Below are 23324 nucleotides of genomic sequence, written 5' to 3'. Positions count from 1 at the left end.
ATCTTGAATTTGCTGCCAGATATCATCGGTAAGAAGAGTACGTGCCATTGAAAATATAGAAATAAAAATAACTCAAAGGAGGATTTTAAGTATTTAAAACCAATTCTTCAAATGAGGACACGCCCTAGTATAGCTCACGATATCTTTAATCACGTCCAGCCACAAAGATGGTAATACAGCAGCATCATAAATTTTTGCAATCAGATTATTTTCTTGTTCTAATTTCATTATCCCCTCCGCATTATCATTATTTTCTAATCATAGCGTTCAGAATTGGTTAACGAAACAGCATAAAGTGACTTTAAACTTGGCTAAAAATTCTTAAATCCTGCTCACTTATCAATAACTCTGGCCTCATTCACCTAATGAATCAAACTTTAACAAGATTGCCCTATTTATCTGTACTGACTACTTTTAATGTAATTCATAACAAATAATTTAATAGGGTTAAAACAATGAAAAAATTAACGCTTACTGCTGCGATAGCAGTCGTTCTTGCAGGAGCTTTAACCGCCTGTTCAAAGCCCAATGATAATGAGCCGATAAGTAATAATGCTCAACCCAGCCCAGCCATGATGGAGCAAAATAACGCGGATACTAGTGTGAACCGTGCTGATAGCGCAGAAACTTCGCTAGATTGGGCAGGTGAATACGAAGGTGTTTTTCCTTGTGCTGACTGTGAAGGGATTAAGGTCGAGTTAGCTCTCAATCCGGATAAAACCTATGAGCTAAATGAGGAATATTTAGGTAAAGCTGGAAATAATGAGACGGAAACTAAAGGTAGTTTCAGTTTTGACCCTCAAGATCCTTCAATCATCACATTAGATAACAAAGCTGAAAACCGTAAATTCTTTGTTAGTGAAAATTTTGTTGAAGCACGCGAGATGAAATCAGGTAAAAAAATCGACAGTAATTTAAATTATAAATTAGTTAAAAAGTCCGCATCATAATTTTGTAAACGCATAAAAAAATCCCCGCTATTGCGGGGATTTTTTATGAAATGCTCGGATGATGAATTACATCATGCCGCCCATACCACCCATGCCACCCATATCAGGCATTGCAGGTTTGTCTTCTGGGATTTCAGTGATCATGCATTCAGTGGTCAGCATCAAGCCAGCAACAGAAGCGGCGTGCTCAAGTGCAGAACGCGTTACTTTAGCAGGGTCAAGAATACCCATTTCCAGCATATCGCCATATTCGCCAGTTGCAGCGTTATAACCGAAGTTACCTTCGCCATTCTTCACAGCGTTGATCACTACAGAAGGCTCATCACCTGCGTTAGATACGATTTGACGAAGCGGTGCTTCAATCGCACGACGAAGAATGTTGATACCTACGTTTTGGTCATCATTCGCGCCTGTTACGCCTTCAAGTGCAGATGCAGCACGTACTAGTGCAACGCCACCACCCGCAACGACACCTTCTTCAACTGCAGCGCGAGTCGCATGAAGCGCGTCATCTACACGGTCTTTTTTCTCTTTCATTGCAACTTCAGTTGCAGCACCGATTTTGATGACAGCAACACCGCCAGCAAGTTTCGCTACACGCTCTTGAAGTTTTTCTTTGTCATATTCTGAAGTAGATTCTTCGATCTGTGCACGGATTTGCTGTACACGGTCAGCGATTTGGCCAGCGTTACCCGCACCATCTACAATTACAGTATTTTCTTTAGAAACAGTTACTTTATGTGCTGTACCCAAATGATCAAGCGTCGTTTGATCCAGCTGCATGCCGATTTCTTCAGAAATCACAGTACCGCCAGTCAAGATCGCGATGTCTTGAAGCATAGCTTTACGACGGTCACCAAAACCAGGTGCTTTCACCGCACATACTTTGATAATACCGCGCATGTTGTTGACCACAAGAGTTGCAAGCGCTTCGCCTTCAACATCTTCAGAAATGATTAAAAGCGGTTTACCAGTTTTAGCAACAGCTTCAAGTACTGTAATCAATTCACGAATATTGCTGATTTTTTTATCAACAAGAAGAATGAATGGATTTTCAAGTTCAGCTGTTAAAGTATCTTGCTTGTTCGCGAAGTACGGAGAAATATAACCGCGGTCGAACTGCATGCCTTCAACTACGTCAAGCGAATCTTCGAAGCCTGAACCTTCTTCAACCGTGATCACGCCTTCTTTGCCCACTTTTTCCATTGCTTGCGCAATCAGCTGACCTACAGTCGTATCAGAGTTAGCAGAGATCGAACCTACTTGTTCAATCGCTTTAGAGTCTGATGCTGGTTTTGCAGTTGCCTTGATGTTTTCAACTACAGAACGTACCGCAATATCGATACCGCGTTTCAAGTCCATTGGGTTCATACCCGCTGTTACTGACTTGATGCCTTCATTCAAAATTGCTTGTGCCAATACAGTTGCAGTCGTTGTACCATCACCTGCGATGTCATTGGTTTTTGAAGAAACTTCACGAACCAGTTGAGCACCCATGTTCTCGAACTTGTCTTTCAGCGTAATTTCTTTGGCAACAGTGACACCATCTTTAGTGATGTGCGGTGCACCAAAAGAACGGTCGATAACAACGTTACGGCCCTTAGGACCCAAAGTAACCTTTACTGCATCTGCAAGGGTGTTTACACCAGCAATCATTTTTGAACGAGCTGAATCACCAAATTTTACGTCTTTAGCTGACATATTTGACTCCGAATATTGTTGTATCTTTACAAAATCTGATTTGGAATGAATAAAACTTTTTTAGCGCAGATTAAGCTTCTAATACCGCTAAAATGTCAGATTCTTTCATGATTAAAAGCTCTTCGCCGTTTACTTTTACAGTAGTGCCTGCATAAGTACCGAACAATACTTTGTCGCCAACTTTTACGTCTAACGCGCGTACGCCATTATCAGTGATTTGACCATTACCAACTGCAATGATTTCACCTTGAGCAGGTTTCTCAGCAGCCGAACCTGGAAGTAAAATGCCTCCAGCTGTTTTAGTTTCTTCTTCAACACGACGAATAACAACGCGGTCATGTAATGGACGAATGTTGCTCATAAATAACTCCATCAGACTAAGTCTTTTTTAGGTCACTGATGACGACTTAATTATTCCATGGGTCATCATCAAAAATTTTTGATGTCACTTTTATGGAGATGGAATAAAACGCTTCAAGGGCAAAAATGAAAAAAAATTGGTTTTTTTTAACGAATCATAGGTTTTCGTCTATTTATTCAGCAGATCGGCTTTCAACAAAAAGGCTTGCGCCACTTCATCGAATAAATATTGAGAAATTTTTCCTGTGGCATCAATCAGATTAAAGCTGTTCGGTTCATTTTTATGCAGACGATTTGACGCAGAAGTACCCGCATGTACATCATATACAGGATGATCCATCCCTAATCCGAACATCTGATTCAAATCATAAATCGCTGGTTGATGCAGATGCCCATGCAACAGCGCAAACAGACCATGCTCTGCCCAGGCCTCTAAAGCAATTTTGGCCATCAGTGGGCTGTCCTTGAAACCACGCTTATTTTGAAAAGGCACATAAAAAGGCTGATGGCTGACAATGATTTTTAATTTGGACGCAGGTGCCTGCGCCAGTTGCAAATCAATGCGCTCAATCTGCTCAAGGGATAAATGCCCTTTGGTATGATATCGACGTCGAATTGAATTCACCCCAATCAGATAAAAATTTTCAGTTTCAAAGATTGGCTCCAATTCACCAAAAAAAATCTGGTAACGGGTAAATGGATTGAAAAGCCGATTCCACAAATGATAGAGCGGAATATCATGATTCCCCGGGATCACCATATAAGGCGTATTGAGCTGATCTAAAAATTTTTTACAGGCAAAAAACTGGCCCAATCGTGCGCGCTGAGTCAGATCACCACTGATGACGACAGCTTCAAGTGAATGGGTCTGACAGAAATGTCGAATCGCGTCTAAACACTCCGGCTTCTCTGTTCCAAAATGCAGATCAGATAGATGCAGGATCATGTGGCACCATTACGTTTAGGCTATCTTTTAATACAGAAATATTGAGTGGCGGGGCCATTTCCAAAATTTCCCCATCAATCGCTACCATCAGTTTCTTGGCTCGGGATTCGATTCGAACTTGATCGGCTGCAAAACTATAAACATCCGATGCCTGGTCAATCTTGCCACGAATCAGCTGATACACTAGCTTAAATAAAGTAAGCTTATCACTTTTAGAAACTAACACTCCCGCCACTTTGCCTTTTTCAGCAGCTTCTGCAATGCGCATTTTCATATCCGCCAGTTGCAAGGGATTATTGCCAAAAAAGATCAATGGTGTTTTCACTGGATATTTCTTGTGGTCCACCCAGATTTTTAGCTTTAATTCTTTACGGTCGCGAATCAGAACATCCAGTGCAGAGGTATAGGCATGTAGCGGTAAGCGACCAAAAATACGATTATAGTCTTCACGTTTTTTAATAAATAAAGGATATAGACCTAAACTGGCATTATTCAGATAAATTTCCTGATTGATCCGAGCAACATTCATACGTTGTGGCTGTCCTGTCGCAATCACTTTTGCCGCTTCAAGCAAATCCAGCGGAATCCCCAATAATCTGGCCACATAGTTAAAAGTCCCTAAAGGCAAAATACCGACAGGAATTTGCGTATTCAACACATGTTTGGCGACTGTATTTAAAGTGCCATCTCCGCCCGCTGCAACGATAATTCCTGACTCGCTAGATGCCAAATGCTGTTCAAGCACCTCAGTCATAATTTTATCAAATTGCTGTGAATCATTGATTTCATAAGCTTTAGTTTGATAACCCTGTGCTGAAAATATATCGATCAGCTGTTCATAAATGCCTTCTGGCCCCTGTATGCGAAAACCAGCTTTATGATTAAAAATTAGCGATAAGGGTTTAGATTGATTAGACATTTTTCGCACAATTTCATTGAAGCCTATTGGCATTTTGTCCAATTCATAGACAATTAACAGTGGCTTTATGTAAAATTCAAATGGCAACCATTTATTTAATCAATAATGAATATTAGAGGTCTTATAAAATTAAGATAATGATTTTAATATTAATTTTTAAAATAAATACCACTCATCACTTATATAAATAACCTTAATAATTCAAACATTTAGTTTTATCTTGTTGTTTTACTTATATTTATAAATAAAATAGCATTATATTCCAAAAGAAATCTAGCACTTCTTTGGTCTTATTTTTTTTATCATTTTATGCTTTAATACAGCCACTTTTTTTCATATTTCATCTGGGCGATATTTTTTATTGCTCGGATTGTACTTTGTACATCTAATTTGTACACATTTGAGATAGGCCTCACCATGACCCAAGTGAACGCACCAGAATTCGTTCGTCACCCTAAGCTTATTGCTTGGGTGGAAGAGATTGCTAAATTAACAAAACCAGCAAAAATTGAATGGTGTGACGGTAGCGCAGAAGAATATCAACGTTATATCGACTTGATGATCGCTAACGGCACAATGCAAGCGCTGAATCAAGAAACTCATCCTGGTTCTTATCTTGCAAATTCTGATCCTTCTGACGTAGCACGTGTTGAAGATCGTACTTACATCTGTTCTGAAAACAAAGACGATGCTGGCGCGACCAACAACTGGGAAGCACCTGCTGTCATGCGCGAAAAATTGAACGGTTTATTTGACGGTTCAATGGCAGGTCGTACACTTTATGTGGTTCCATTCTCAATGGGTCCATTGGGTTCTCATATCGCTCATATCGGTATCGAGTTAACTGACTCTCCTTACGTTGCAGTAAGCATGTCTAAAATGGCTCGTATGGGTAAAGCTGTTTATGACGTTCTTAGTACTGACGGTGAATACGTTCCTTGCGTACACACTGTAGGTGCTCCGCTTGCGAACGGCGAAAAAGATGTTGCATGGCCTTGCAACAAAGAAAAATACATCGTGCATTACCCAGAAACTCGTGAGATCTGGTCTTATGGTTCTGGTTATGGCGGTAACGCATTGTTGGGTAAAAAATGCCTGGCATTACGTATTGCATCATTTATGGGTCGTCAACAAGGCTGGTTAGCTGAACACATGCTGATCCTTGGCGTGACCAATCCACAAGGCGAAAAACACTACATCGCAGCTGCATTCCCATCTGCATGTGGTAAAACAAACTTCGCTATGTTGATTCCACCAGCAGGCTATGAAGGCTGGAAGATTGAAACTGTAGGTGACGATATTGCTTGGATCAAACCAGGTGAAGACGGTCGCTTATATGCAATCAACCCTGAAGCTGGCTTCTTCGGTGTAGCGCCTGGTACCAACACCAAGACCAACCCGAACTGTATGGCAACCATGCACAAAGACGTGATTTATACAAACGTCGCTGTGACTGACAACGGCGAAGTATGGTGGGAAGGTCTGACTAAAGAAGCGCCTGCCAACCTGACTAACTGGAAAGGTCAACCACACACTGGCGAAGAAAAAGCAGCGCATCCAAATGCTCGTTTCACAGTTGCAGCTGGTCAATGCCCTTCTATTGACGCTGACTGGGAAAATCCAGCTGGCGTGCCAATTTCTGCGTTCATCTTCGGTGGTCGCCGTGCAGACACTGTGCCTCTAATTTCAGAAGCATTTGACTGGGTTGACGGTGTTTACAAAGCTGCAACGATGGGCTCTGAAACAACTGCTGCTGCTGTTGGTCAACAAGGTGTTGTTCGTCGTGACCCGTTCGCGATGCTTCCATTCGCGGGCTACAACATGGCAGATTACTTCACGCACTGGTTAGAAATGGGTGAGCAAGTGGGTGCGAAAGCTGCTGCTGCTGGCAACAAACTTCCAGGTATCTACAACGTGAACTGGTTCCGTCGTGATGCTGAAGGCAACTTCGTATGGCCTGGTTTCGGTCAAAACATGCGTGTTCTTGAGTGGATCATTGACCGTTGTGAAGGTCGTGCTGATGCTGTTGAAACACCAATCGGCCTAGTTCCTACTTACGAACAGCTGAACTGGACTGGTTCTGACTTCACTAAAGAACAGTTTGACCTAGTAACTTCTCAAGACAAAGATCAATGGATCAAAGAGCTTGAAAGCCATACTGAATTGTTCGATAAGTTAGGTGAGCGTTTACCGGAAGCGTTAAAAACTCGTCAAGCAGAACTTATTGCTGCGGTTAAATCTGCTTAATTGCTGATTTAATTAAAAAAGGTCGCGTAAGCGGCCTTTTTTATTGGCTGTTTAAACAATTGATCACAATTGACCAGAGCAGCAGTTTAAGCAAAATATGGCATACTTAAGCCAAGACTTCAGGAACTATAAATATGAAAAGAACAACAGTAATTTTGGCTATGGCTGCGAGCAGTTTCGTACTGAGTGCATGTCAGACCACACCCCATCAATTCAATGGACAAAGTGGCTATGAAATTCTGGAACGTTCAGGCAATACAGCAACCTTGAGCTACACCCTCTCAGGACGACCAAGCCAGGATGAAAATCGCTTGCAAGCCGCTTGCAGACACGTATTAGGAAATTCCAAAACTTACAACATCCAGATTTTAAGCACCAATGAAATTTCCAATCCAACTGCGGAACAGGAAAACTATGGCCGCCAACTGGGTAATAGCCGCACGCAAATCAGCTTGAGCAATACGCCTGATTTACATAATAGCGAGAACCCGGGTGCACGCGAAGCTTTAGAAGCCCGCCCTACGACCATGCGGGTTATTCGTTATACCTGTTCTTAATATCTGATACTTAGTTACTTAATCAGAGTAAGACAATCAAAAAGGGCCTAGTGCCCTTTTTAATTTTTTAAATTTAACGTGTTTTATAGAAACTGACATTACGAAATTCGGGCGATTCATCCAAATCCGGCCAGGTCGTCGCACTACGCTCATCCAGTTTTTCATATTGAGGATGACTAAAGTTTTTTACCCGACTGTCTGCAACCCACACCTCAGGTGCAAATTTTAAAAACTCATCCAGGAAGAAACGGTTACATTGATCATAGAGCACATCTGCGGCTAATAAAATATCCACCTTCTCTGCCTTATATAGGTCATCCAGATATTCAAGCTCGACATCATTTAGCTCTGCATTGGCACGACAGGCATCTAGACTAACTTGATCGATATCACAGCAGATCACACGTTTTGCACCTGCCATTTTTGCCGCAATGGCAACTACGCCCGATCCCGCCCCAAAATCCAAAACTACTTTGTCTTTAACATGATGCGGCTCTGCCAATAGCCACTGCGCCATCGCCAAGCCTGAGGCCCAGCAAAAGATCCAGTATGGTGTATCATTCCAAATGCGACGAATCACCTCATCATCCAGCTTATCTGTTGGGAATACTGGCGGAATCAGCCACAGGGAAATGGGTGTATCCGGCAATTGCTGTGCATGTAGCTCACAGTGTGGAATCACATCATGCAAGGCTTTTAGTAGATGTTCTGGGGCTTGAGGGAGTCGGAAGGTGCAGCTCATTAGATTTCTTTTAATTAGTATTAATGTCTTTGAAGAATCTCCCCTAGCCCCTCTTTAAAAAAGAGGGGGAAACTCCATCCAAAAATAGTGATCAGAGTTCCCTCCTTTGAAAAAGGAGGGTTAGGGAGGATTTGATTAACCTAAAGCTTTTTCAGCAGCTTCAACCGTTTGACGGATTAAAGTGGTAATCGTCATTGGACCTACACCACCCGGAACTGGTGTGTAAGCAGAAGCAATTTCTTCAATGCCAACAAGTTGGATATCACCAACACCACCGCCATCACGTGGATGGAAACCAGCATCAACAACCACTGCACCTTGTTTGATCCAGTCTTTTTGAATTAATTCTGCTTTACCTACCGCACCGACAATGATATCTGCTTGCTTAACAAAGCTTGCAAGATCTTGAGTACGTGAATGGCAAATGGTTACGGTTGCATTCGCTTCTAGCAGCATCGCAGCCATTGGTTTACCCAAAATTGCAGAACGACCTACAACTACCGCATGTTTACCAGCGATTTCAATGTTGTTCTCTTTCAGGATAGTCATAATACCCGCAGGCGTCGCTGAACCATAGGCTGCCTCACCCATTGCCATACGACCATAGCCCAGGCAAGTGACACCATCTACGTCTTTTTCAAGCGAGATTGCATCGAAACAGGCACGCTCATCAATTTGCGCAGGAACCGGGTGCTGAAGCAGAATACCGTGCACATCAGGATTTGCATTTAATTTTTCAATTTCAGCCAATAATTCTTCAGTTGTGGTTTCTTTAGGAAGTTCCACTTTGAGTGAATCCATACCAACACGGCGGCAGGCATTGCCTTTCATGCGAACATAAGTTGCAGATGCACCATCGTCACCTACCAAAATCGTCGCAAGAATTGGAGTACTACCTGATTTTGCTTTCAGCGCTTCTACGCGAGTAAACAAGTCAGCTTCAATTTGCTTCGCCAATGCACGACCGTCTAGAACTAATGCCACGGCACTTCTCCCAAGTGTTGATATGAATCAATTTTGCACATTCTACATGAATAATTTAAATATTTTCCGCCAGATGATGTTTTTATGCGCATACAGATGAATACACTATTGTTTTTTTTTCTGAGCTTGCTAATATACGCATCAACAAGACGCGGCGGGGTGGCAGAGTGGTCATGCAGCGGACTGCAACTCCGTGGACGCCGGTTCGATTCCGACCTCCGCCTCCATCTTGTTAAAGCCCGAGTGGTGAAATCGGTAGACACAGGGGATTTAAAATCCCCCGCCCACAAAGCGTGCCAGTTCGAGTCTGGCCTCGGGCACCATTCTTCTACTACAGAAAGATGGTGCAAATAAAGAACCCAGCGGAAGCTGGTTTTTTTATGCCTGTAATTTAATAAATCAAAAAAATAAGTAAATTAAATTTCTATTTAAAGCATGATCATTAATTAAGCTACCCTGCTCTACGTTCTCAATATCATCCAGCAGAACGTAAATATCCCTGCAAATCCTGTTACAGTTTTTGCTGAAAATGAATCGGCTCAATAATTTTCACATAAGGCAACCAGTAACGTACCAAAGGCAACAACTGCATTTCATGACGAATCTGGCAACTGATCACTAACTCTCCAGTCTCGGCTTCCTGCTCGATCTGCTGTTCTGGAAATAAACGGCGCTCTTTAAAAAAGACCGTGACTTCAGGTTGTACCCTGATTAAGACTTGCTGCTTTTGCTGCCCAAACCAGATGCTGTCTTCATCTGCCAGCATTTTCAGTATTTCAGGATCATGCGCAAAGCTCTCCGCCTTAGAAACCAGCTTGAGCTGTTGCACCTGACTTAAGCGATAAGTGCGCAACTTGTCCTGATCTACGCCCACCAGATACCAGATACCAGATACCATGATGGTGAATCAAGCGATAAGGCTTAATGATTCGCAATTGATCTGAATATTGCAACTCAACCTGCTGACGTTTATAGATTGCGCTTGCAAGCAACTTGAAATGTTCGGCAAACTGTTTGGCATCTTCAAAATAATAGCCTTTTGCCGAAAATACCTGATTTGCCCGCTCATCCAGCAGTTCACGCATAAAAGACATATCCAACGCCGGATACAACTCACTGATCCCCGAAAGCTGGGCAAAAGTCTGGATATCCTGCAATTTAAACCGCCCTAAATAAGAGGGTTCCAGATAATATCGTTTCTGTTCATCTTGAAGTAAGGGTAAGTAAGAGCCTAGACGATCAAAATCACGCTCAATGGTGCGGGTGCTGACCTGAAATTCTGCAGCTAGCTCTGCAGCCCGGAGTTGATATCCGACGTTTAATTTGGTCAAAATTCTGGCTAAACGCTCTGCAAGACGCTCATGTGTTGAAGCTGGGCGCTTCATAAATCCCCACTTAATATATTCTCATGTACTTATTTATCGCTAGATGTTGAATGATTATACTGAATGCCGATCAATGAATAATATTAGGACAAAGTCTAAGATATTTTTTTGCATCAGATCTTGACCCTTTATTCACCCTAAAAATACAAGATCTTATTTGGATTTTCTGGATGCTTTCTTGCTTGAATGACGATTTTGTATTGTTAATCTTTCTATATAACGCTCCAGATGCAGCATCGCCCGATACATTTTATGTAACTCTACCCAGCTGATGGTTCCGCGAATAATCATTTTATGAATACGTCGTAATGCTCTTAAACTATGTTTTGAACTATATGCTGTTGAAATAATTTTCATCTTATTTTCCCTCTCATATTCATGTGAATGTTTAACCATTTGGTCGGAATTATCTATACATGCAATTTACGTGTCATAATTGACAGGTTGTGTCGAACAGTTAACATTTTTTAATTTTTATTCAAGATTTTATATATTTATTTGTAATAATATTTTACTTAAAATTAAAAAAAGCCAGTAAAATTACTGGCTTTTTTTGAATCACTTATCTCGTATTAAATAATTTCAACTACAACTTTACCCACATGCTCTCCAGTATCCATTGTGGCATGGGCATCCTGAATCTGATCGAACTTAAACGTTTTATAGATCATCGGGAGACATTCGCCTTTTGCCCACAATGGTGCAATCTGCTCTTTCAGGCCTTGTGCAATTTCCGCTTTTTCAGCCGTGCTGCGTGCACGCATGGTCGAACCGGTAATGGTCAGACGTTTCATCATGATTTGACCCAGTTTGACTTCTTTGGCCTTGGCACCACCCAAGAAAGCGATATAGACCAGACGTCCATCACGGCGCAACAAATTCAAATTACGCTCTAAATATGGTGCACCGACCATATCTAAAATGACATCGACACCACCATTGTCAGTGGCTTCATTAATAACTTGCTCAAAGTCCTGAGTTTTATAATTAATAGCCGTGGTTAAATCAGAAATAGCCGCAACTTTTTCATCTGAACCGACAGTTGCAAAAGTTTTGATTCCGAGTGATTTACATAACATTAAAGCAGTCGTACCAATCCCGCTCGTTCCACCATGTACCAGTACAGTTTCCCCTGCTTTGGCCTTACCCATCTGGAACACGTTCGCCCATACAGTAAAGAAAGTTTCAGGAATGGCCGCTGCCTGTACAAAACTTACGCCTTCAGGAATATTCAAGGTCTGGCTTTCAGGTATGACGCAATATTCAGCATAACCGCCACCATTGGTCAAACCACAGACTTGATCACCAACTTTAAACTGACTTACATCACTACCAATCGCAACCACCTCACCTGCCACTTCCAGGCCAGGAACTGGCGTTACCCCTTTCGGCATCGGATATAAGCCTTGACGCTGCAGGATATCTGGACGGTTAATACCAAAGGCATGAACTTTCACCAGAACTTCATCTGCTTTAGGTTCAGGTAAAGTCACCGTTTCATAAGCGAGTTTATCGACACCACCTGGTTCTGTAATAATGACTTGCTGCATGGTTTGTTGCGACATGATTTCTTTCCCTAATCTATGCATTTCATATATCTTGGACTTATTTGAACATAGTTAGCATGAGGAATGAAGCTACATCGGACTTATGTATAATCGGGGGACTATTCAGGAAATTGATAATAGGCCAACCATGACCCAAGTGATCGAATATAACGAAAACAATTACAGTGATTTTGAGTGGTTTGAAGGTTTTGCCGTGATTCGCTTTTATGCAGACTGGTGCAAGCCCTGTGTTCAGAATTTTCCGGTCTTTGCCGAACTGGCGACATACTATGCTGAGGTAAATCCTGAAGTTAAATTTGGCAAGATCAATGTGGATCAGTCTCCGATTTTAACCTTGCGCTATAATGCCTATGGTTTGCCTTCTACGCTTATTTTTAGAAATGGAGAAATTATTAAAAGGATTGCAGGCGTGAAAAGTTTAACCGAAATGAAAGCAATTCTGGCCTTAGTCCTCAATGATTCTTATGAATAATTACCCATGTGAAGCCAAATCTAACAAAAATATTTCTTTTAGCTCACTATCTAAATACGGAGCCTTTAATTAACTACGCCCTTTATATTCCTTTACCATTCGATCACTCACATCTTCCGGATAACACAGCGGCGCATATCCGCCTGCACGATTATAAGCACTACGCTTACCACAACGACTACCATTACTTGCAGTATTGTAAGGACACGGACAATTTCCCGGATAATTCTCAATCGACTGCTGGATTATTTTTTGCTTGATTGCTTCAACGCTTTGGCTGCTCTGTTTGGCTTCAGCTCCAAAAGCCACACACAAGCCACCCAGCAATATTAATTTTTTCATATATTCCCCAAATCTAGGGAGTATTGTATTAATTGACTAGTAAATTGAAAGATCACATTTTGACTAATCGAATGATTTTCATGCAATCAAAATTTAGGCAATAAAAAACCCGCTTTTCAGCGGGTTTCTTCAAATCAGTCCAGTCTTAAAGACGAACCAATTCCACAATCTTCTCAGCAAGTTCTTCAACTGTATCTACGGTTAAAGTCGTGTCTGTACCTTCAGCAGCATCGGTAATCACAACCACACCAGTTTCACGAACCAGTGCAACCTGCTCCGCATTCAAACCTGCTTTAGCAATAGCAACGATCCCTTGCTGAATCAGCAAGCTTTCTAGCGCCTGAGCATTTTCCAAAGCTTTACCAGATACAGTCACCGCAGCAGGTTTTTGACCCAAACGTGCCGCACGTGCTTCTGCAGTGACAGGCTCATCGTGTGCAGACCATTCAACTGATTCTTCCACCATACCAGCACCAATCGTCACGTTATTCAAACGATCGATGAAGATAAACGAACCGGTAAAACGGCTGTCTTGATAACGGTCAAAGACCACTGGTGCATCAAATTCAACAGTCACATTGGCGATTGCATTTAGCTCAAGTTTATCCACCTGAACTTTTTCCAATGTGTTAACGTTGGTACGGTAATGAATTGCCGTTACTTTTGCCGGAACGGTTTGCGTACCAATCTTGATGTTGTACAGCTTACCCAGTACAAGTGGTTGATCTGCCATCCACACAACAGTCGCTTGAACTGAACGGGAAATATTTGGAACAGCTTGATCCGCACGAATTAACACGTTACCACGTGAAATATCAATTTCATCGTTAAGCGTTAAAGTCACTGCCTGACCTGTAACTGCATGCTCAAGATTGCCATCAAAAGTGACAATTTCTTTGACAGTCGATGATTTACCAGAAGGTAATGCTGTTACGGTATCGCCAACATTGATATCACCAAGTGCGATCGTACCGCAGAAACCACGGAAGTCGAGGTTTGGACGGTTCACGTATTGCACAGGGAAACGGAAATCCTGCTTCGCTGAACTACGGTTAATTTCCACCGATTCAAGTGTACCCATCAGCGTTTCACCAGTGTACCATGGCGTATTGGCTGACTTGTTCACCACGTTATCGCCATTCAATGCAGAAATAGGCGTAAAGATGATATTGCTTGGTTTACGGTCGCCCAATTGTGCAACGAATGCCGCATATTCAGCCTGGATTTCATTGAAACGCGTTTCAGAGAATTCCACCAAGTCCATCTTATTGATTGCAACAATGATGTTCTTGATCCCGAGCAAACTCGCAATAAAGGTATGACGACGCGTCTGGGTTTGCACGCCATAACGCGCATCAATCAAAATGATCGCAAGGTCACACGTCGACGCACCTGTCGCCATGTTACGGGTGTACTGTTCATGTCCCGGCGTATCCGCGATGATGAACTTACGCTTTTCTGTCGAGAAATAACGATAGGCCACATCAATGGTAATGCCTTGCTCACGCTCTGCTTGTAAACCATCAACCAGAAGCGCCAAGTCAGGTGCATCACCTGTCGTACCGACTTTTTTCGAGTCACGGGTCACGGCCTGTAATTGATCTTCATAAATCAATTTTGAATCGTATAGCAGACGACCGATTAACGTCGATTTACCATCGTCCACGTTACCGCAAGTCAGAAAACGCAACAGGTCTTTATTTTCATGTTGTTTCAGATAGCCCAAGATATCTTGGCTGATTAAATCAGATTGATGAGACATCGCTCAAAGCTCCACATATTCTTTAGAAATCGGTTGTTTTGAATCTTTTTTTAATCTCCCTAAATCCCTCTTTAATAAAGAGGGACTTTATCTCCGTTCTGATTTAGGAGTTCCCCCTCTTTTTAAAGAGGTGAGCAGCATTGCTGCGCAAGGGGGGAGATTAAATTAGAAGTAGCCTTCCTGCTTCTTCTTCTCCATCGAGCCTGCTTCATCATGGTCAATCATACGACCTTGACGCTCAGAACTGGTTGCCAGCAACATTTCCTGAATAATTTCCGGCAAGGTATTGGCTGTAGATTCCACAGCACCTGTTAATGGATAACAACCCAAAGTACGGAAACGTACCGATTTCATTTGTGGAACTTCACCTTCTTTTAAAGGCATACGTTCATCATCAACCATAATAAGTGTGCCACTACGTTCAACCACAGGACGTTCTGCAGCCAAATAAAGTGGTACTAATGGAATACTTTCCAAATAGATGTATTGCCAGATATCCAGCTCAGTCCAGTTAGATAATGGGAATACACGAATACTTTCGCCCTTGTTCACTTTACCGTTGTAAAGATTCCAAAGTTCTGGACGCTGGTTTTTCGGATCCCAACGATGTTTCGAATCACGGAATGAATAAACACGTTCCTTGGCACGTGATTTTTCTTCATCACGGCGCGCGCCACCAAAAGCAGCATCAAAACCGTATTTATCCAGGGCCTGTTTTAAGCCCTGAGTTTTCATGATGTCGGTATATTTAGAGCTACCATGGTCGAACGGGTTAATACCGGCCTCAACCCCTTCTTTATTCTGATGCACGATCAAATCGAAACCATGGGTTTTCGCCATGTTGTCCCGGAAAGTGATCATGTCTTTAAACTTCCAGCCTGTATCGACATGTAATAATGGAAATGGAAGTTTTGCTGGGTAGAACGCTTTTAGCGCAAGATGCAGCATGACCGCTGAATCTTTACCAATCGAATACAGCATGACCGGATTTTCAAACTCGGCAGCAACTTCGCGGATGATATGAATACTCTCAGCTTCAAGCTGTTTAAGATGAGTAAGTCTTTCCTCATTTAACGACATGGACAACACCAGCTTAGAAAAACGTGTACTTATGACACTTTTGAAAATTTATATTCATTATAGTGATTTACTTATCCTATCCATTGCTTGTTTTATGATATTGATATATCAAAAGCTCATATAAAAATTCATCAATAATGAATATCAGTTTTTATGAATCAATAATTTGCCCAATTCAAGCGAGGATATTGTGTGGTATAGCTATATATTACCCTGTCGCTAAGCCAATAAAATCCTAGGAAAATAATCTAAAGTAGTGGTTCTCAAATAGCTGAAAAATTACTAGAGTAAGCTCAATTCTCCCCTTTATATATACTTTGCTTATGCCCTATAGTGCTTTTGATCTTGCCACTGTAAAAACCCGTCTGGAACAGGCCCAGCTTGCTGGTTATATTTATCAGCACCAGCAAAATATTTTGGTCTTGCAAGAACCTTTCAGTGATGATGGCAAGCCTTTAAATATCTATCTGCAACACGAGCTGACCGCGGATCAAATCGGATTACAGTTTGGTCTACGTTTGCAAGAAGGTCATTGGGAATTTCTAATCGGCGTTACTTATAGCAACCAGAACGCAGCTTACGAAATTGGTGCTGGCAACCTCAAAGGTGATCAAAAAGCCTTTAACTTATTATATGCCTTTTATAATTATCCTAAAGCGTTCTATCTAGTGGCATTACCTTTGACAACCAACAGTCAGATTTTGGAGCAAACCTTGCAACAACAGCTTTTCAAGCAGCCTGATCTCGACTTCCTGAATACTGCAGTCAAGGTCAATCCTATGGGCGAACAGGTCAAATGGATGCAACACTATATTCTGCAACAGACTCTAGATATGAAAGTCCGGATTCAGACTGCCCTACTTTAAACTTGAACAGAAAAATTTGGAGATACTCAGGTCGATGTATCTCTATACTTTCTCAGGCAAGCACACACAGAGTGCCATGCTATTCAGAATTCCTATTGCCGCTATGGCATCACTTGCTCAAACATCCAGTTAGCTTCTTATAGTTTATTATTAATTTTAATAGTTCAATAATTATTAAATAATCAATATATTCAATCCTTGTTTGTAAGGTTTTTTGTTATTTTTTTGCATACAAAATCAGTAATTACTGTTATCGTTATATCAATAAAAACTTTCAGACACTTTTCCTGAAAACATAATTATAGAGATAAAGAAATGTGGGAACTGTTTACGCATCCATCAAATATCGTATTTAGTATTAGCCTGAGCCTAATGCTGATGTTTGCTGCACTAGAATGTATTCTATTGCTGCTCGGCGGCGGCTCTCAGCATATCTTCGAACAGTTTTTACCTGAAGATCCCCTGCAACCAGAAATAAGCCCAGATCAGTCTCCCGGTGTTTTCAGCAAAGTATTTGACTGGTTATATCTGGGACGTCTGCCTTTATTTATCTGGCTGATTATTTTTCTGACCAGTTATGGTTTGAGCGGTTTATTGATTCAGGGTATATTTGAACGCCTGACCAGCCAACTTTTCAGTGTCTGGCTGATTTCTCCGGCCTGCCTGTTTCTGTGTATGCCTGTGGTGCGCTTTCTTGCCATGGCCGCCAGCAAACTCCTGCCCCAAGACGAAACCTCTGCGATTCATAGCGATGAACTCATCGGACGTACCGCGACCATTATTCTGGGAGATGCCAAAGTGAATTCTCCCGCACAAGCCAAAGTCCGGGATCAACATGGCCAGACTCATTATGTTCTGGTTGAACCAGAAAACAATCAAATTCTAAATCAAGGTCAGAATGTAGTTCTAACCCACAAAACCAAGAACGGCTTTCAAGCCATTGCACTTTAATTTTATTTAGCTAGCACTCAATTGAGACTTTATAACAATGTTAACATTTGATTTATATAATATTTTAATTATTGCGGGAATTATTTTTGTAGCACTGGTGACCTTCGGTCTCATCATTGCACGTTTATACCGTCGTTCAAGCAAGGAAATTTCCTTTGTACGTACCGGTTGGGGTGGAGAAAAAGTGATTTTAGGTGGAGGCGCAATCGTGCTCCCTGTCTTGCATGAAATCATTCCAGTAAATATGAATACCCTACGTCTTGAAGTCCGCCGTGCTGATGATCAGGCACTGATTACCCGTGACCGTATGCGAGTCGATGTCATGGCCGAATTCTATGTCCGAGTCAAACCTACCGCAGATTCAATTGCCACCGCAGCACAAACCCTTGGTCAAAAAACCATGTCACCGAATGAACTAAAAAATCTGGTGGAAGGTAAGTTCGTTGATTCACTGCGCGCAGTGGCTGCAGAAATGGCCATGGAAGAACTGCATGAAAAACGAGTCGATTTCGTACAAAAAGTACAGCAAGTCGTTTCGGAAGATTTACATAAAAATGGTCTGGAGCTTGAAACGGTTTCCCTAACCGGACTGGATCAGACCGGATTTAAATACTTCAACCCGCAAAATGCATTTGATGCTGAAGGTCTGACCAAGCTCACTGAAACCATTGAAGATCGTCGCCGCAAGCGTAACCACATTGAACAGGATACCGATCTGGCGATCAAAACCAAAAATCTGGAAGCTGAACAGGCGCGCCTGCAAATTATTCGTGAAGAAGAATATGCCAAGCTGCAACAAGAACGTGAAATTGCCATTCGCCGTGCTGAACAGCTGGCTGAAATTGCCGCTCAGGAAGCCGGCAAAAAACGTGAAGCAGAAGAAGCACAAATTGCCGCTGAACGAGAAGTCGAACTCAAGCGTATTTTGGCCGCCCGTGATGTCGAAAATGAAAATATTCAAAAGGCTCAGCTGATTCAAAAAGCACAGGTCGAGCAAAAGAAAACCATTGAACTCGCTGAACAGGACCGCGCCATTGCCATTGCGGAAAAATCACGTGCTGAATCTGAAGCTAAAGCCCAAGCCGATCAGGCGCGTGCACAAGCGGTAAAAGCGGAAGAAGAAGTCATCACCGTACGTCAAATCCAGCAAGCAGAGCGTCAAAAGGCAGTTGAGCTGGTCGCAGCCAAAGAACATGCTGAAAAAGATGCAATTGCCATTACAGTTGCCGCTGAAGCTGGCAAACAAGCGGCAGCAGATGATGCAGAAGCAGTGCGGATTGCGGCTGAGGCGGAAGCAGAAAAAGTCCGCCTTAAAGCCAAGGGCGAAGCGGATGCGAAAATTCTACTGGCTCAGGCAATGGAGAAACAGTATCAGGTGGATGCTGAAGGTACACGTGCGGTCAATGAAGCCAATAACGTCCTGTCACCTGAACAGGTCGAAATGCAGATTCGTCTGGCCATGCTGAAATACTTGCCTGAAATTATCAGAGAAAGTGTCAAGCCAATGGAGAATATTGATGATATCAAGATTCTCCAGGTGAATGGCCTACATGGCGGTCATGCCGGTGCCTGTCAGGCAGATGCCCATCATGAGAATGGTAATGTTGCTCTATCAGATCAGGTAGTGAATAGCGCCCTACGTTATCGTAGCCAAGCACCGCTTATTGACAGTCTGATGAGTGAGCTTGGTATTCAAGGTGGTGATATCAACGGCATGACTCAGAGCCTTAAAGCCAAAACTTAAAAATAGACTGAGATATAAAAAAGCTCCCATCTGGGAGCTTTTTTATTAAAGGTCTAATGTGAATATCAAACTAAACCTTTATCTTTTAATACTTGCAGCATGGTTGAACCAAGTTCGGCTGGACTACGTGTATACGCCATACCCGCACGCTCAAAGGCAGCAAACTTTTCTTCTGCTGTGCCCTTACCACCTGAAATAATCGCACCTGCGTGACCCATACGTTTGCCTTTAGGTGCAGTCACACCCGCAATATAACCAACAACTGGCTTAGTCACATTCGATTGAATATATTCCGCAGCTTCTTCTTCCGCAGTACCGCCAATCTCACCAATCATAATGATAGCTTCAGTTTGTGGATCTTCCTGGAACAGTTTCAAGCAGTCAATCTGGTTCATGCCCGGAATCGGGTCACCACCAATACCGATACAGGTCGACTGACCTAAACCGAGTTTTGTAGTTTGCGCCACAGCCTCATAAGTCAGTGTGCCTGAACGTGAAATAATCCCGATTTTACCGGGCTGATGAATATGTCCCGGCATGATCCCGATTTTACATTCACCCGGCGTAATAATACCCGGACAGTTTGGTCCGATGAGACGTGTGCCATTACCATTGGTTTCCAGATAACGCTTGGCTTTGAGCATGTCGATGGTCGGTACACCTTCAGTAATCACCACAATTAACTCAATGCCAGAATCAACCGCTTCAACAATAGAGTCCAGTACAAAGGGTGCCGGAACATAAATCACTGAAGCATCTGCACCTGTTTCTTTCACTGCTTCACGCATGGTATTAAATACAGGCAATTCTAAATGGGTTTGACCACCTTTACCCGGGGTTACACCACCCACGACTTTAGTGCCGTAGGCTAAAGCCTGTTCAGAATGGAATGTACCGTTTTTGCCTGTAAAGCCCTGTACCAATACTTTAGTGTCTTTATTAACTAATACGCTCATGTTAGATACTCCTTAAGCTTTTACAGCAGCAACGATTTTTTCTGCAGCATCAGCAAGACCATGTGCAGAAATCAATTTTAAACCTGATTCATCCAGTAATTTTGCGCCCAGTTCCGCATTATTGCCTTCGAGGCGAACAACTACGGGAACGGTCACATTTACTTCCTGAACCGCTGCAATAATTGCTTCAGCAATCATGTCACAACGTACAATTCCACCAAAAATATTGATTAATACACCTTGAACAGAATTATCTGCCAAGATAATTTTAAAGGCTTCAATCACGCGCTCTTTGGTTGCACCACCACCAACATCCAGGAAGTTGGCTGGTTGACCGCCATACAGCTTAATAATATCCATGGTTGCCATGGCAAGACCGGCACCATTGACCATACAACCAATGTTACCCTCAAGTGCCACATAGTTTAGATCAAACTCAGAGGCTTTTAACTCACGTTCATTTTCTTGAGACTTATCACGCAAAGCAGCCACTTCAGGCAAACGGTACAGTGCATTCGAATCAATTCCGATTTTGGCATCGACACACAGAATGTCGCCGTTTTCACGCACAGACAGCGGATTGATTTCGAAAAGTGCAAAATCATTGTCTACAAATGCCTGATAGGCAGCCGTCATGACTTTAACAAATTGATTGATTTGTCCATCTTTGAGTTTAAGTGCAAAAGCAACTTCACGCGCCTGAAATGGCATTAGACCGACTAAAGGATCAACTTCAACTTTAATAATTTTTTCAGGGGTTTCTTCGGCCACTTTCTCAATTTCAACACCACCCTCAGTCGATGCCATAAAAGTGATGCGGCGAGTCGAGCGATCCACCACAGCGCCCAAGTACAGCTCGCGCTCAACAGGATAAACATCCTCAGAGACTAAAATGCTATTGACTGGCTGCCCATTGGCATCAGTCTGATAAGTCACCAAGCGTGAACCAATAATCTGGTTGGCATATTCAGCAGCCTCGGCAGCCGATTTCACTACTTTTACCCCACCAGCCTTACCCCGGCCACCCGCATGCACCTGTGCTTTCAATACTGCAAACTTTCCACCCAACTGCTCGAAAGCATGCACCGTTTCATCGGCATTGGTGGCAAGTATTCCTTCCTGTACAGGCATACCATATTTTTTTAATAGCGCTTTTGCTTGATACTCATGTAAATTCATTGAATAACCTTTTATTACTTCTTTGCCTTGTTATAACCCACTAGCACCCAGACATCCGTCAAAGCAGTACCAGCATTTCTTAAAATCGTTATCTTTATTTTTAGATGATTGTTCCAATAAAAACAACCATGAAATGTAAAAAGAGCGACCTAAGTCGCTCTTTTTTCGAATTACTTACGCTTACGTTGGATCGCGTGAATCGCACGACCATCAACTGCAAGTGCAGCTTCATGTACCACTTCAGAGAATGTCGGGTGACCGAAAGTCATCAACTGTAGATCTTCAACTGAAGATACGAACTCAAGTGCGATCATACCTTGGTGAACGATATCAGACGCAGCAGGCCCGATTACGTGCATACCGAGTAGACGGTCAGTTTTTGCATCAGCAACAAACTTCACGAAACCGGCACCTTCACCCGCAGCTAAAGCACGACCGTTCACAGCAAAACCGAATTGACCCGTTTTAACTTCGTGACCTTTTTCAGTCGCTTGCTGTTCTGTTAAACCTACCCACGCCGCTTCCGGATGTGTGTAAATTACAGAAATAATGGTGTCATAATTCACTTGTGCAGCATGACCGTGAATACGCTCAACCGCCATTACGCCTTCTTCCATTGCTTTATGCGCAAGCATTGGACCACGTACCAAGTCACCAATTGCGTATACGCCTTCAACTGAAGTTGCACACCAATCGTTGACTTCAACCAAACCGCGTTCAGTCAATTTAATGCCTGAATCATCAGCCAATAAACCTTCAGCATATGCGCGACGACCGACACAAACGATCAATTTATCGAAAGTTTCAGTTTTGTCTTCACCAGCTTGGTTATATTTAACCGTTACTTCACGACCATTGATTTCAGTACCTGCAACTTTTGCACCGATACGGATATCCATACCTTGCTTAGTCAACAGTTTTTGGAAGTCTTTTGCCAATGCTTTATCAGCCATTGGTAAGAATGCATCCATTGCTTCAAATACAACAACTTCAGCACCCAAACGACGCCATACAGAACCAAGCTCAAGACCGATCACGCCCGCACCAATTACACCTAAACGCTTAGGTACTTCTGGGAATTCAAGCGCGCCAGTAGAATCAACAATTAAGTCTTGATCTACAGGAGCCACTGGAATATTTACTGGTACAGAACCCGTCGCAAGAATCACATATTTAGGCTCTAAAACTTGAGTTTCACCTTCGTGAGAAACAAATTCTACTTTTTTACCTGCAAGCAGTTTACCCGTACCTTTTAACCACTCGATGCCATTACCTTTAAGTAACTGATCGATACCGCCAGTCAATTGATCTACAACTTTGTCTTTACGAGCCAGCATTTTAGAAAGATCGAATTTAACTTCACCAGTCGTAATACCATGGTCATCTAGATGTTGAACTGTATCTTCATAACGATGTGAAGAATCAAGTAAAGCTTTAGACGGAATACAACCGACGTTTAAGCAAGTACCACCTAAAGAGGGTTTACCTTTATGAATACGTTTTTCGATACACGCAACTTTAAAACCAAGTTGAGCTGCACGAATTGCTGCTTCGTAGCCGCCCGGGCCACCACCAATTACGACTAAATCGAATTGAGACATGTTTATCTCCAA

At 42.4% G+C, this 23324-nt stretch carries 22 protein-coding genes, 2 tRNA genes and 1 pseudogene; 9 read left to right on the top strand and 16 right to left on the bottom strand.

Annotation, left to right across the window (positions count from 1 at the left end; genetic code table 11):
* Nucleotides 1-93: 93 nt before the first annotated feature.
* Nucleotides 94-228: a hypothetical protein gene (locus FTV42_RS17520; RefSeq protein ID WP_257223402.1), complete on the bottom strand. Its 135-nt coding sequence runs from the start codon at nt 226-228 to the stop codon at nt 94-96.
* Between the two features lie 227 nt (nt 229-455).
* On the opposite strand from FTV42_RS17520, the gene FTV42_RS04690 reads away from it, so the two are divergent.
* Complete coding sequence (locus tag FTV42_RS04690) at nt 456-950, top strand: copper resistance protein NlpE (protein WP_180037711.1); 495 nt, start codon at nt 456-458, stop codon at nt 948-950.
* A 66-nt stretch (nt 951-1016) separates the two neighbouring features.
* Here FTV42_RS04690 and groL read toward each other — a convergent pair whose 3' ends face one another.
* From groL to FTV42_RS04670, 4 genes are all read right to left on the bottom strand, one after another.
* Complete coding sequence (gene groL, locus FTV42_RS04685; RefSeq protein ID WP_004279474.1) at nt 1017-2651, bottom strand: chaperonin GroEL; 1635 nt, start codon at nt 2649-2651, stop codon at nt 1017-1019.
* A gap of 70 nt (nt 2652-2721) precedes the next feature.
* Complete coding sequence (gene groES / locus FTV42_RS04680; protein ID WP_004646315.1) at nt 2722-3012, bottom strand: co-chaperone GroES; 291 nt, start codon at nt 3010-3012, stop codon at nt 2722-2724.
* Between the two features lie 168 nt (nt 3013-3180).
* On the bottom strand, nt 3181-3957 hold the full coding sequence (locus tag FTV42_RS04675) for a metallophosphoesterase (RefSeq protein ID WP_180037709.1): 777 nt from the start codon (nt 3955-3957) through the stop codon (nt 3181-3183).
* On the bottom strand, nt 3938-4876 hold the full coding sequence (locus tag FTV42_RS04670) for a diacylglycerol kinase family protein (RefSeq protein ID WP_218946907.1): 939 nt from the start codon (nt 4874-4876) through the stop codon (nt 3938-3940). Before FTV42_RS04670 ends, FTV42_RS04675 begins: the two co-directional genes overlap by 20 nt.
* Nucleotides 4877-5293: 417 nt before the next feature.
* On the opposite strand from FTV42_RS04670, the gene FTV42_RS04665 reads away from it, so the two are divergent.
* Nucleotides 5294-7123 carry a phosphoenolpyruvate carboxykinase (GTP) gene (locus tag FTV42_RS04665; RefSeq protein ID WP_180037705.1) on the top strand — a complete coding sequence of 610 codons (1830 nt, stop codon included), beginning with the start codon at nt 5294-5296 and terminating at the stop codon, nt 7121-7123.
* A gap of 134 nt (nt 7124-7257) precedes the next feature.
* A complete protein-coding gene (locus FTV42_RS04660; RefSeq protein WP_004646311.1) occupies nt 7258-7680 on the top strand; it encodes a hypothetical protein in 423 nt (140 codons plus the stop codon).
* 73 nt (nt 7681-7753) lie between these two features.
* Here the strand turns inward: FTV42_RS04660 and FTV42_RS04655 are convergent, their stop codons facing one another.
* Nucleotides 7754-8422, bottom strand: coding sequence for a methyltransferase (locus FTV42_RS04655; protein ID WP_004279468.1), 669 nt, complete (start codon nt 8420-8422; stop codon nt 7754-7756).
* 135 nt (nt 8423-8557) lie between these two features.
* The gene (folD, locus tag FTV42_RS04650) at nt 8558-9406 is read right to left on the bottom strand and encodes a bifunctional methylenetetrahydrofolate dehydrogenase/methenyltetrahydrofolate cyclohydrolase FolD (RefSeq protein ID WP_180037703.1); all 849 of its coding nucleotides are present in this window, start codon (nt 9404-9406) and stop codon (nt 8558-8560) included.
* 153 nt (nt 9407-9559) lie between these two features.
* Here folD and FTV42_RS04645 point away from each other — a divergent pair.
* Both FTV42_RS04645 and FTV42_RS04640 read left to right on the top strand, forming a co-directional pair.
* Nucleotides 9560-9633: transfer RNA gene (locus tag FTV42_RS04645), tRNA-Cys, on the top strand.
* Between the two features lie 10 nt (nt 9634-9643).
* A tRNA-Leu gene (locus FTV42_RS04640) sits at nt 9644-9729 on the top strand.
* A 188-nt stretch (nt 9730-9917) separates the two neighbouring features.
* Here the strand turns inward: FTV42_RS04640 and FTV42_RS04635 are convergent.
* From FTV42_RS04635 to FTV42_RS04625, 3 genes and pseudogenes are all read right to left on the bottom strand, one after another.
* Nucleotides 9918-10791, bottom strand: a pseudogene (locus FTV42_RS04635) (helix-turn-helix transcriptional regulator).
* Nucleotides 10792-10944: 153 nt separating this feature from the next.
* Nucleotides 10945-11148, bottom strand: coding sequence for a hypothetical protein (locus tag FTV42_RS04630; RefSeq protein ID WP_004646307.1), 204 nt, complete (start codon nt 11146-11148; stop codon nt 10945-10947).
* Nucleotides 11149-11363: 215 nt separating this feature from the next.
* The gene (locus tag FTV42_RS04625) at nt 11364-12356 is read right to left on the bottom strand and encodes an NAD(P)H-quinone oxidoreductase (protein WP_004646306.1); all 993 of its coding nucleotides are present in this window, start codon (nt 12354-12356) and stop codon (nt 11364-11366) included.
* Between the two features lie 130 nt (nt 12357-12486).
* On the opposite strand from FTV42_RS04625, the gene FTV42_RS04620 reads away from it, so the two are divergent.
* Nucleotides 12487-12831, top strand: coding sequence for a co-chaperone YbbN (locus FTV42_RS04620; protein ID WP_004646305.1), 345 nt, complete (start codon nt 12487-12489; stop codon nt 12829-12831).
* Nucleotides 12832-12900: 69 nt separating this feature from the next.
* On the opposite strand, the gene FTV42_RS04615 is transcribed toward FTV42_RS04620, so the two are convergent.
* The 3 genes from FTV42_RS04615 to cysD form a co-directional block, all read right to left on the bottom strand.
* Nucleotides 12901-13173 (bottom strand): hypothetical protein, encoded by a 273-nt coding sequence (locus tag FTV42_RS04615; protein ID WP_180037700.1) that lies wholly within the window; start codon nt 13171-13173, stop codon nt 12901-12903.
* A gap of 145 nt (nt 13174-13318) precedes the next feature.
* Nucleotides 13319-14935, bottom strand: coding sequence for a sulfate adenylyltransferase subunit CysN (gene cysN / locus FTV42_RS04610; RefSeq protein WP_180037698.1), 1617 nt, complete (start codon nt 14933-14935; stop codon nt 13319-13321).
* Between the two features lie 165 nt (nt 14936-15100).
* The gene (cysD, locus tag FTV42_RS04605) at nt 15101-16015 is read right to left on the bottom strand and encodes a sulfate adenylyltransferase subunit CysD (RefSeq protein ID WP_004730252.1); all 915 of its coding nucleotides are present in this window, start codon (nt 16013-16015) and stop codon (nt 15101-15103) included.
* Nucleotides 16016-16338: 323 nt separating this feature from the next.
* On the opposite strand from cysD, the gene FTV42_RS04600 reads away from it, so the two are divergent.
* From FTV42_RS04600 to FTV42_RS04590, 3 genes are all read left to right on the top strand, one after another.
* A complete protein-coding gene (locus FTV42_RS04600) occupies nt 16339-16881 on the top strand; it encodes a hypothetical protein (RefSeq protein ID WP_004279459.1) in 543 nt (180 codons plus the stop codon).
* Nucleotides 16882-17196: 315 nt separating this feature from the next.
* Complete coding sequence (locus tag FTV42_RS04595; RefSeq protein ID WP_180037696.1) at nt 17197-17832, top strand: YqiJ family protein; 636 nt, start codon at nt 17197-17199, stop codon at nt 17830-17832.
* Between the two features lie 37 nt (nt 17833-17869).
* Complete coding sequence (locus FTV42_RS04590) at nt 17870-19576, top strand: flotillin family protein (RefSeq protein WP_005107514.1); 1707 nt, start codon at nt 17870-17872, stop codon at nt 19574-19576.
* A 65-nt stretch (nt 19577-19641) separates the two neighbouring features.
* Here FTV42_RS04590 and sucD read toward each other — a convergent pair whose 3' ends face one another.
* The 3 genes from sucD to lpdA form a co-directional block, all read right to left on the bottom strand.
* Nucleotides 19642-20532 (bottom strand): succinate--CoA ligase subunit alpha, encoded by an 891-nt coding sequence (gene sucD / locus FTV42_RS04585; RefSeq protein ID WP_004646291.1) that lies wholly within the window; start codon nt 20530-20532, stop codon nt 19642-19644.
* Nucleotides 20533-20544: 12 nt separating this feature from the next.
* Nucleotides 20545-21711, bottom strand: a complete 1167-nt coding sequence (gene sucC, locus FTV42_RS04580; protein ID WP_180037694.1) for an ADP-forming succinate--CoA ligase subunit beta — start codon at nt 21709-21711, stop codon at nt 20545-20547.
* Between the two features lie 170 nt (nt 21712-21881).
* Entirely contained in the window at nt 21882-23312 is a 1431-nt protein-coding gene (lpdA, locus tag FTV42_RS04575; RefSeq protein WP_004279436.1) for a dihydrolipoyl dehydrogenase, read from the bottom strand.
* Nucleotides 23313-23324: the final 12 nt, after the last annotated feature.

The organism is Acinetobacter sp. YH16052 (assembly GCF_013417155.1).
In the GTDB taxonomy this organism is placed as follows: Bacteria; Pseudomonadota; Gammaproteobacteria; order Pseudomonadales; family Moraxellaceae; genus Acinetobacter.
This window is presented reverse-complemented; position numbering and strand designations above follow the sequence as displayed.

Excerpts from the sequence above, each read along its gene's own strand:
- FTV42_RS04670 (WP_218946907.1), bottom strand. The coding sequence starts at position 4,876 with ATGTCTAATCAATCTAAACCCTTATCGCTAATTTTTAATCATAAAGCT.
- FTV42_RS04675 (WP_180037709.1), bottom strand. The coding sequence starts at position 3,957 with ATGATCCTGCATCTATCTGATCTGCATTTTGGAACAGAGAAGCCGGAG.
- FTV42_RS04655 (WP_004279468.1), bottom strand. The coding sequence starts at position 8,422 with ATGAGCTGCACCTTCCGACTCCCTCAAGCCCCAGAACATCTACTAAAA.
- groL (WP_004279474.1), bottom strand. The coding sequence starts at position 2,651 with ATGTCAGCTAAAGACGTAAAATTTGGTGATTCAGCTCGTTCAAAAATG.
- cysN (WP_180037698.1), bottom strand. The coding sequence starts at position 14,935 with ATGTCTCATCAATCTGATTTAATCAGCCAAGATATCTTGGGCTATCTG.
- FTV42_RS17520 (WP_257223402.1), bottom strand. The coding sequence starts at position 228 with ATGAAATTAGAACAAGAAAATAATCTGATTGCAAAAATTTATGATGCT.
- FTV42_RS04590 (WP_005107514.1), top strand. The coding sequence starts at position 17,870 with ATGTTAACATTTGATTTATATAATATTTTAATTATTGCGGGAATTATT.
- FTV42_RS04620 (WP_004646305.1), top strand. The coding sequence starts at position 12,487 with ATGACCCAAGTGATCGAATATAACGAAAACAATTACAGTGATTTTGAG.
- lpdA (WP_004279436.1), bottom strand. The coding sequence starts at position 23,312 with ATGTCTCAATTCGATTTAGTCGTAATTGGTGGTGGCCCGGGCGGCTAC.
- FTV42_RS04690 (WP_180037711.1), top strand. The coding sequence starts at position 456 with ATGAAAAAATTAACGCTTACTGCTGCGATAGCAGTCGTTCTTGCAGGA.
- FTV42_RS04615 (WP_180037700.1), bottom strand. The coding sequence starts at position 13,173 with ATGAAAAAATTAATATTGCTGGGTGGCTTGTGTGTGGCTTTTGGAGCT.
- FTV42_RS04595 (WP_180037696.1), top strand. The coding sequence starts at position 17,197 with ATGTGGGAACTGTTTACGCATCCATCAAATATCGTATTTAGTATTAGC.
- sucD (WP_004646291.1), bottom strand. The coding sequence starts at position 20,532 with ATGAGCGTATTAGTTAATAAAGACACTAAAGTATTGGTACAGGGCTTT.
- sucC (WP_180037694.1), bottom strand. The coding sequence starts at position 21,711 with ATGAATTTACATGAGTATCAAGCAAAAGCGCTATTAAAAAAATATGGT.
- groES (WP_004646315.1), bottom strand. The coding sequence starts at position 3,012 with ATGAGCAACATTCGTCCATTACATGACCGCGTTGTTATTCGTCGTGTT.
- FTV42_RS04630 (WP_004646307.1), bottom strand. The coding sequence starts at position 11,148 with ATGAAAATTATTTCAACAGCATATAGTTCAAAACATAGTTTAAGAGCA.
- FTV42_RS04625 (WP_004646306.1), bottom strand. The coding sequence starts at position 12,356 with ATGTCGCAACAAACCATGCAGCAAGTCATTATTACAGAACCAGGTGGT.
- cysD (WP_004730252.1), bottom strand. The coding sequence starts at position 16,015 with ATGTCGTTAAATGAGGAAAGACTTACTCATCTTAAACAGCTTGAAGCT.
- FTV42_RS04665 (WP_180037705.1), top strand. The coding sequence starts at position 5,294 with ATGACCCAAGTGAACGCACCAGAATTCGTTCGTCACCCTAAGCTTATT.
- FTV42_RS04660 (WP_004646311.1), top strand. The coding sequence starts at position 7,258 with ATGAAAAGAACAACAGTAATTTTGGCTATGGCTGCGAGCAGTTTCGTA.
- FTV42_RS04600 (WP_004279459.1), top strand. The coding sequence starts at position 16,339 with ATGCCCTATAGTGCTTTTGATCTTGCCACTGTAAAAACCCGTCTGGAA.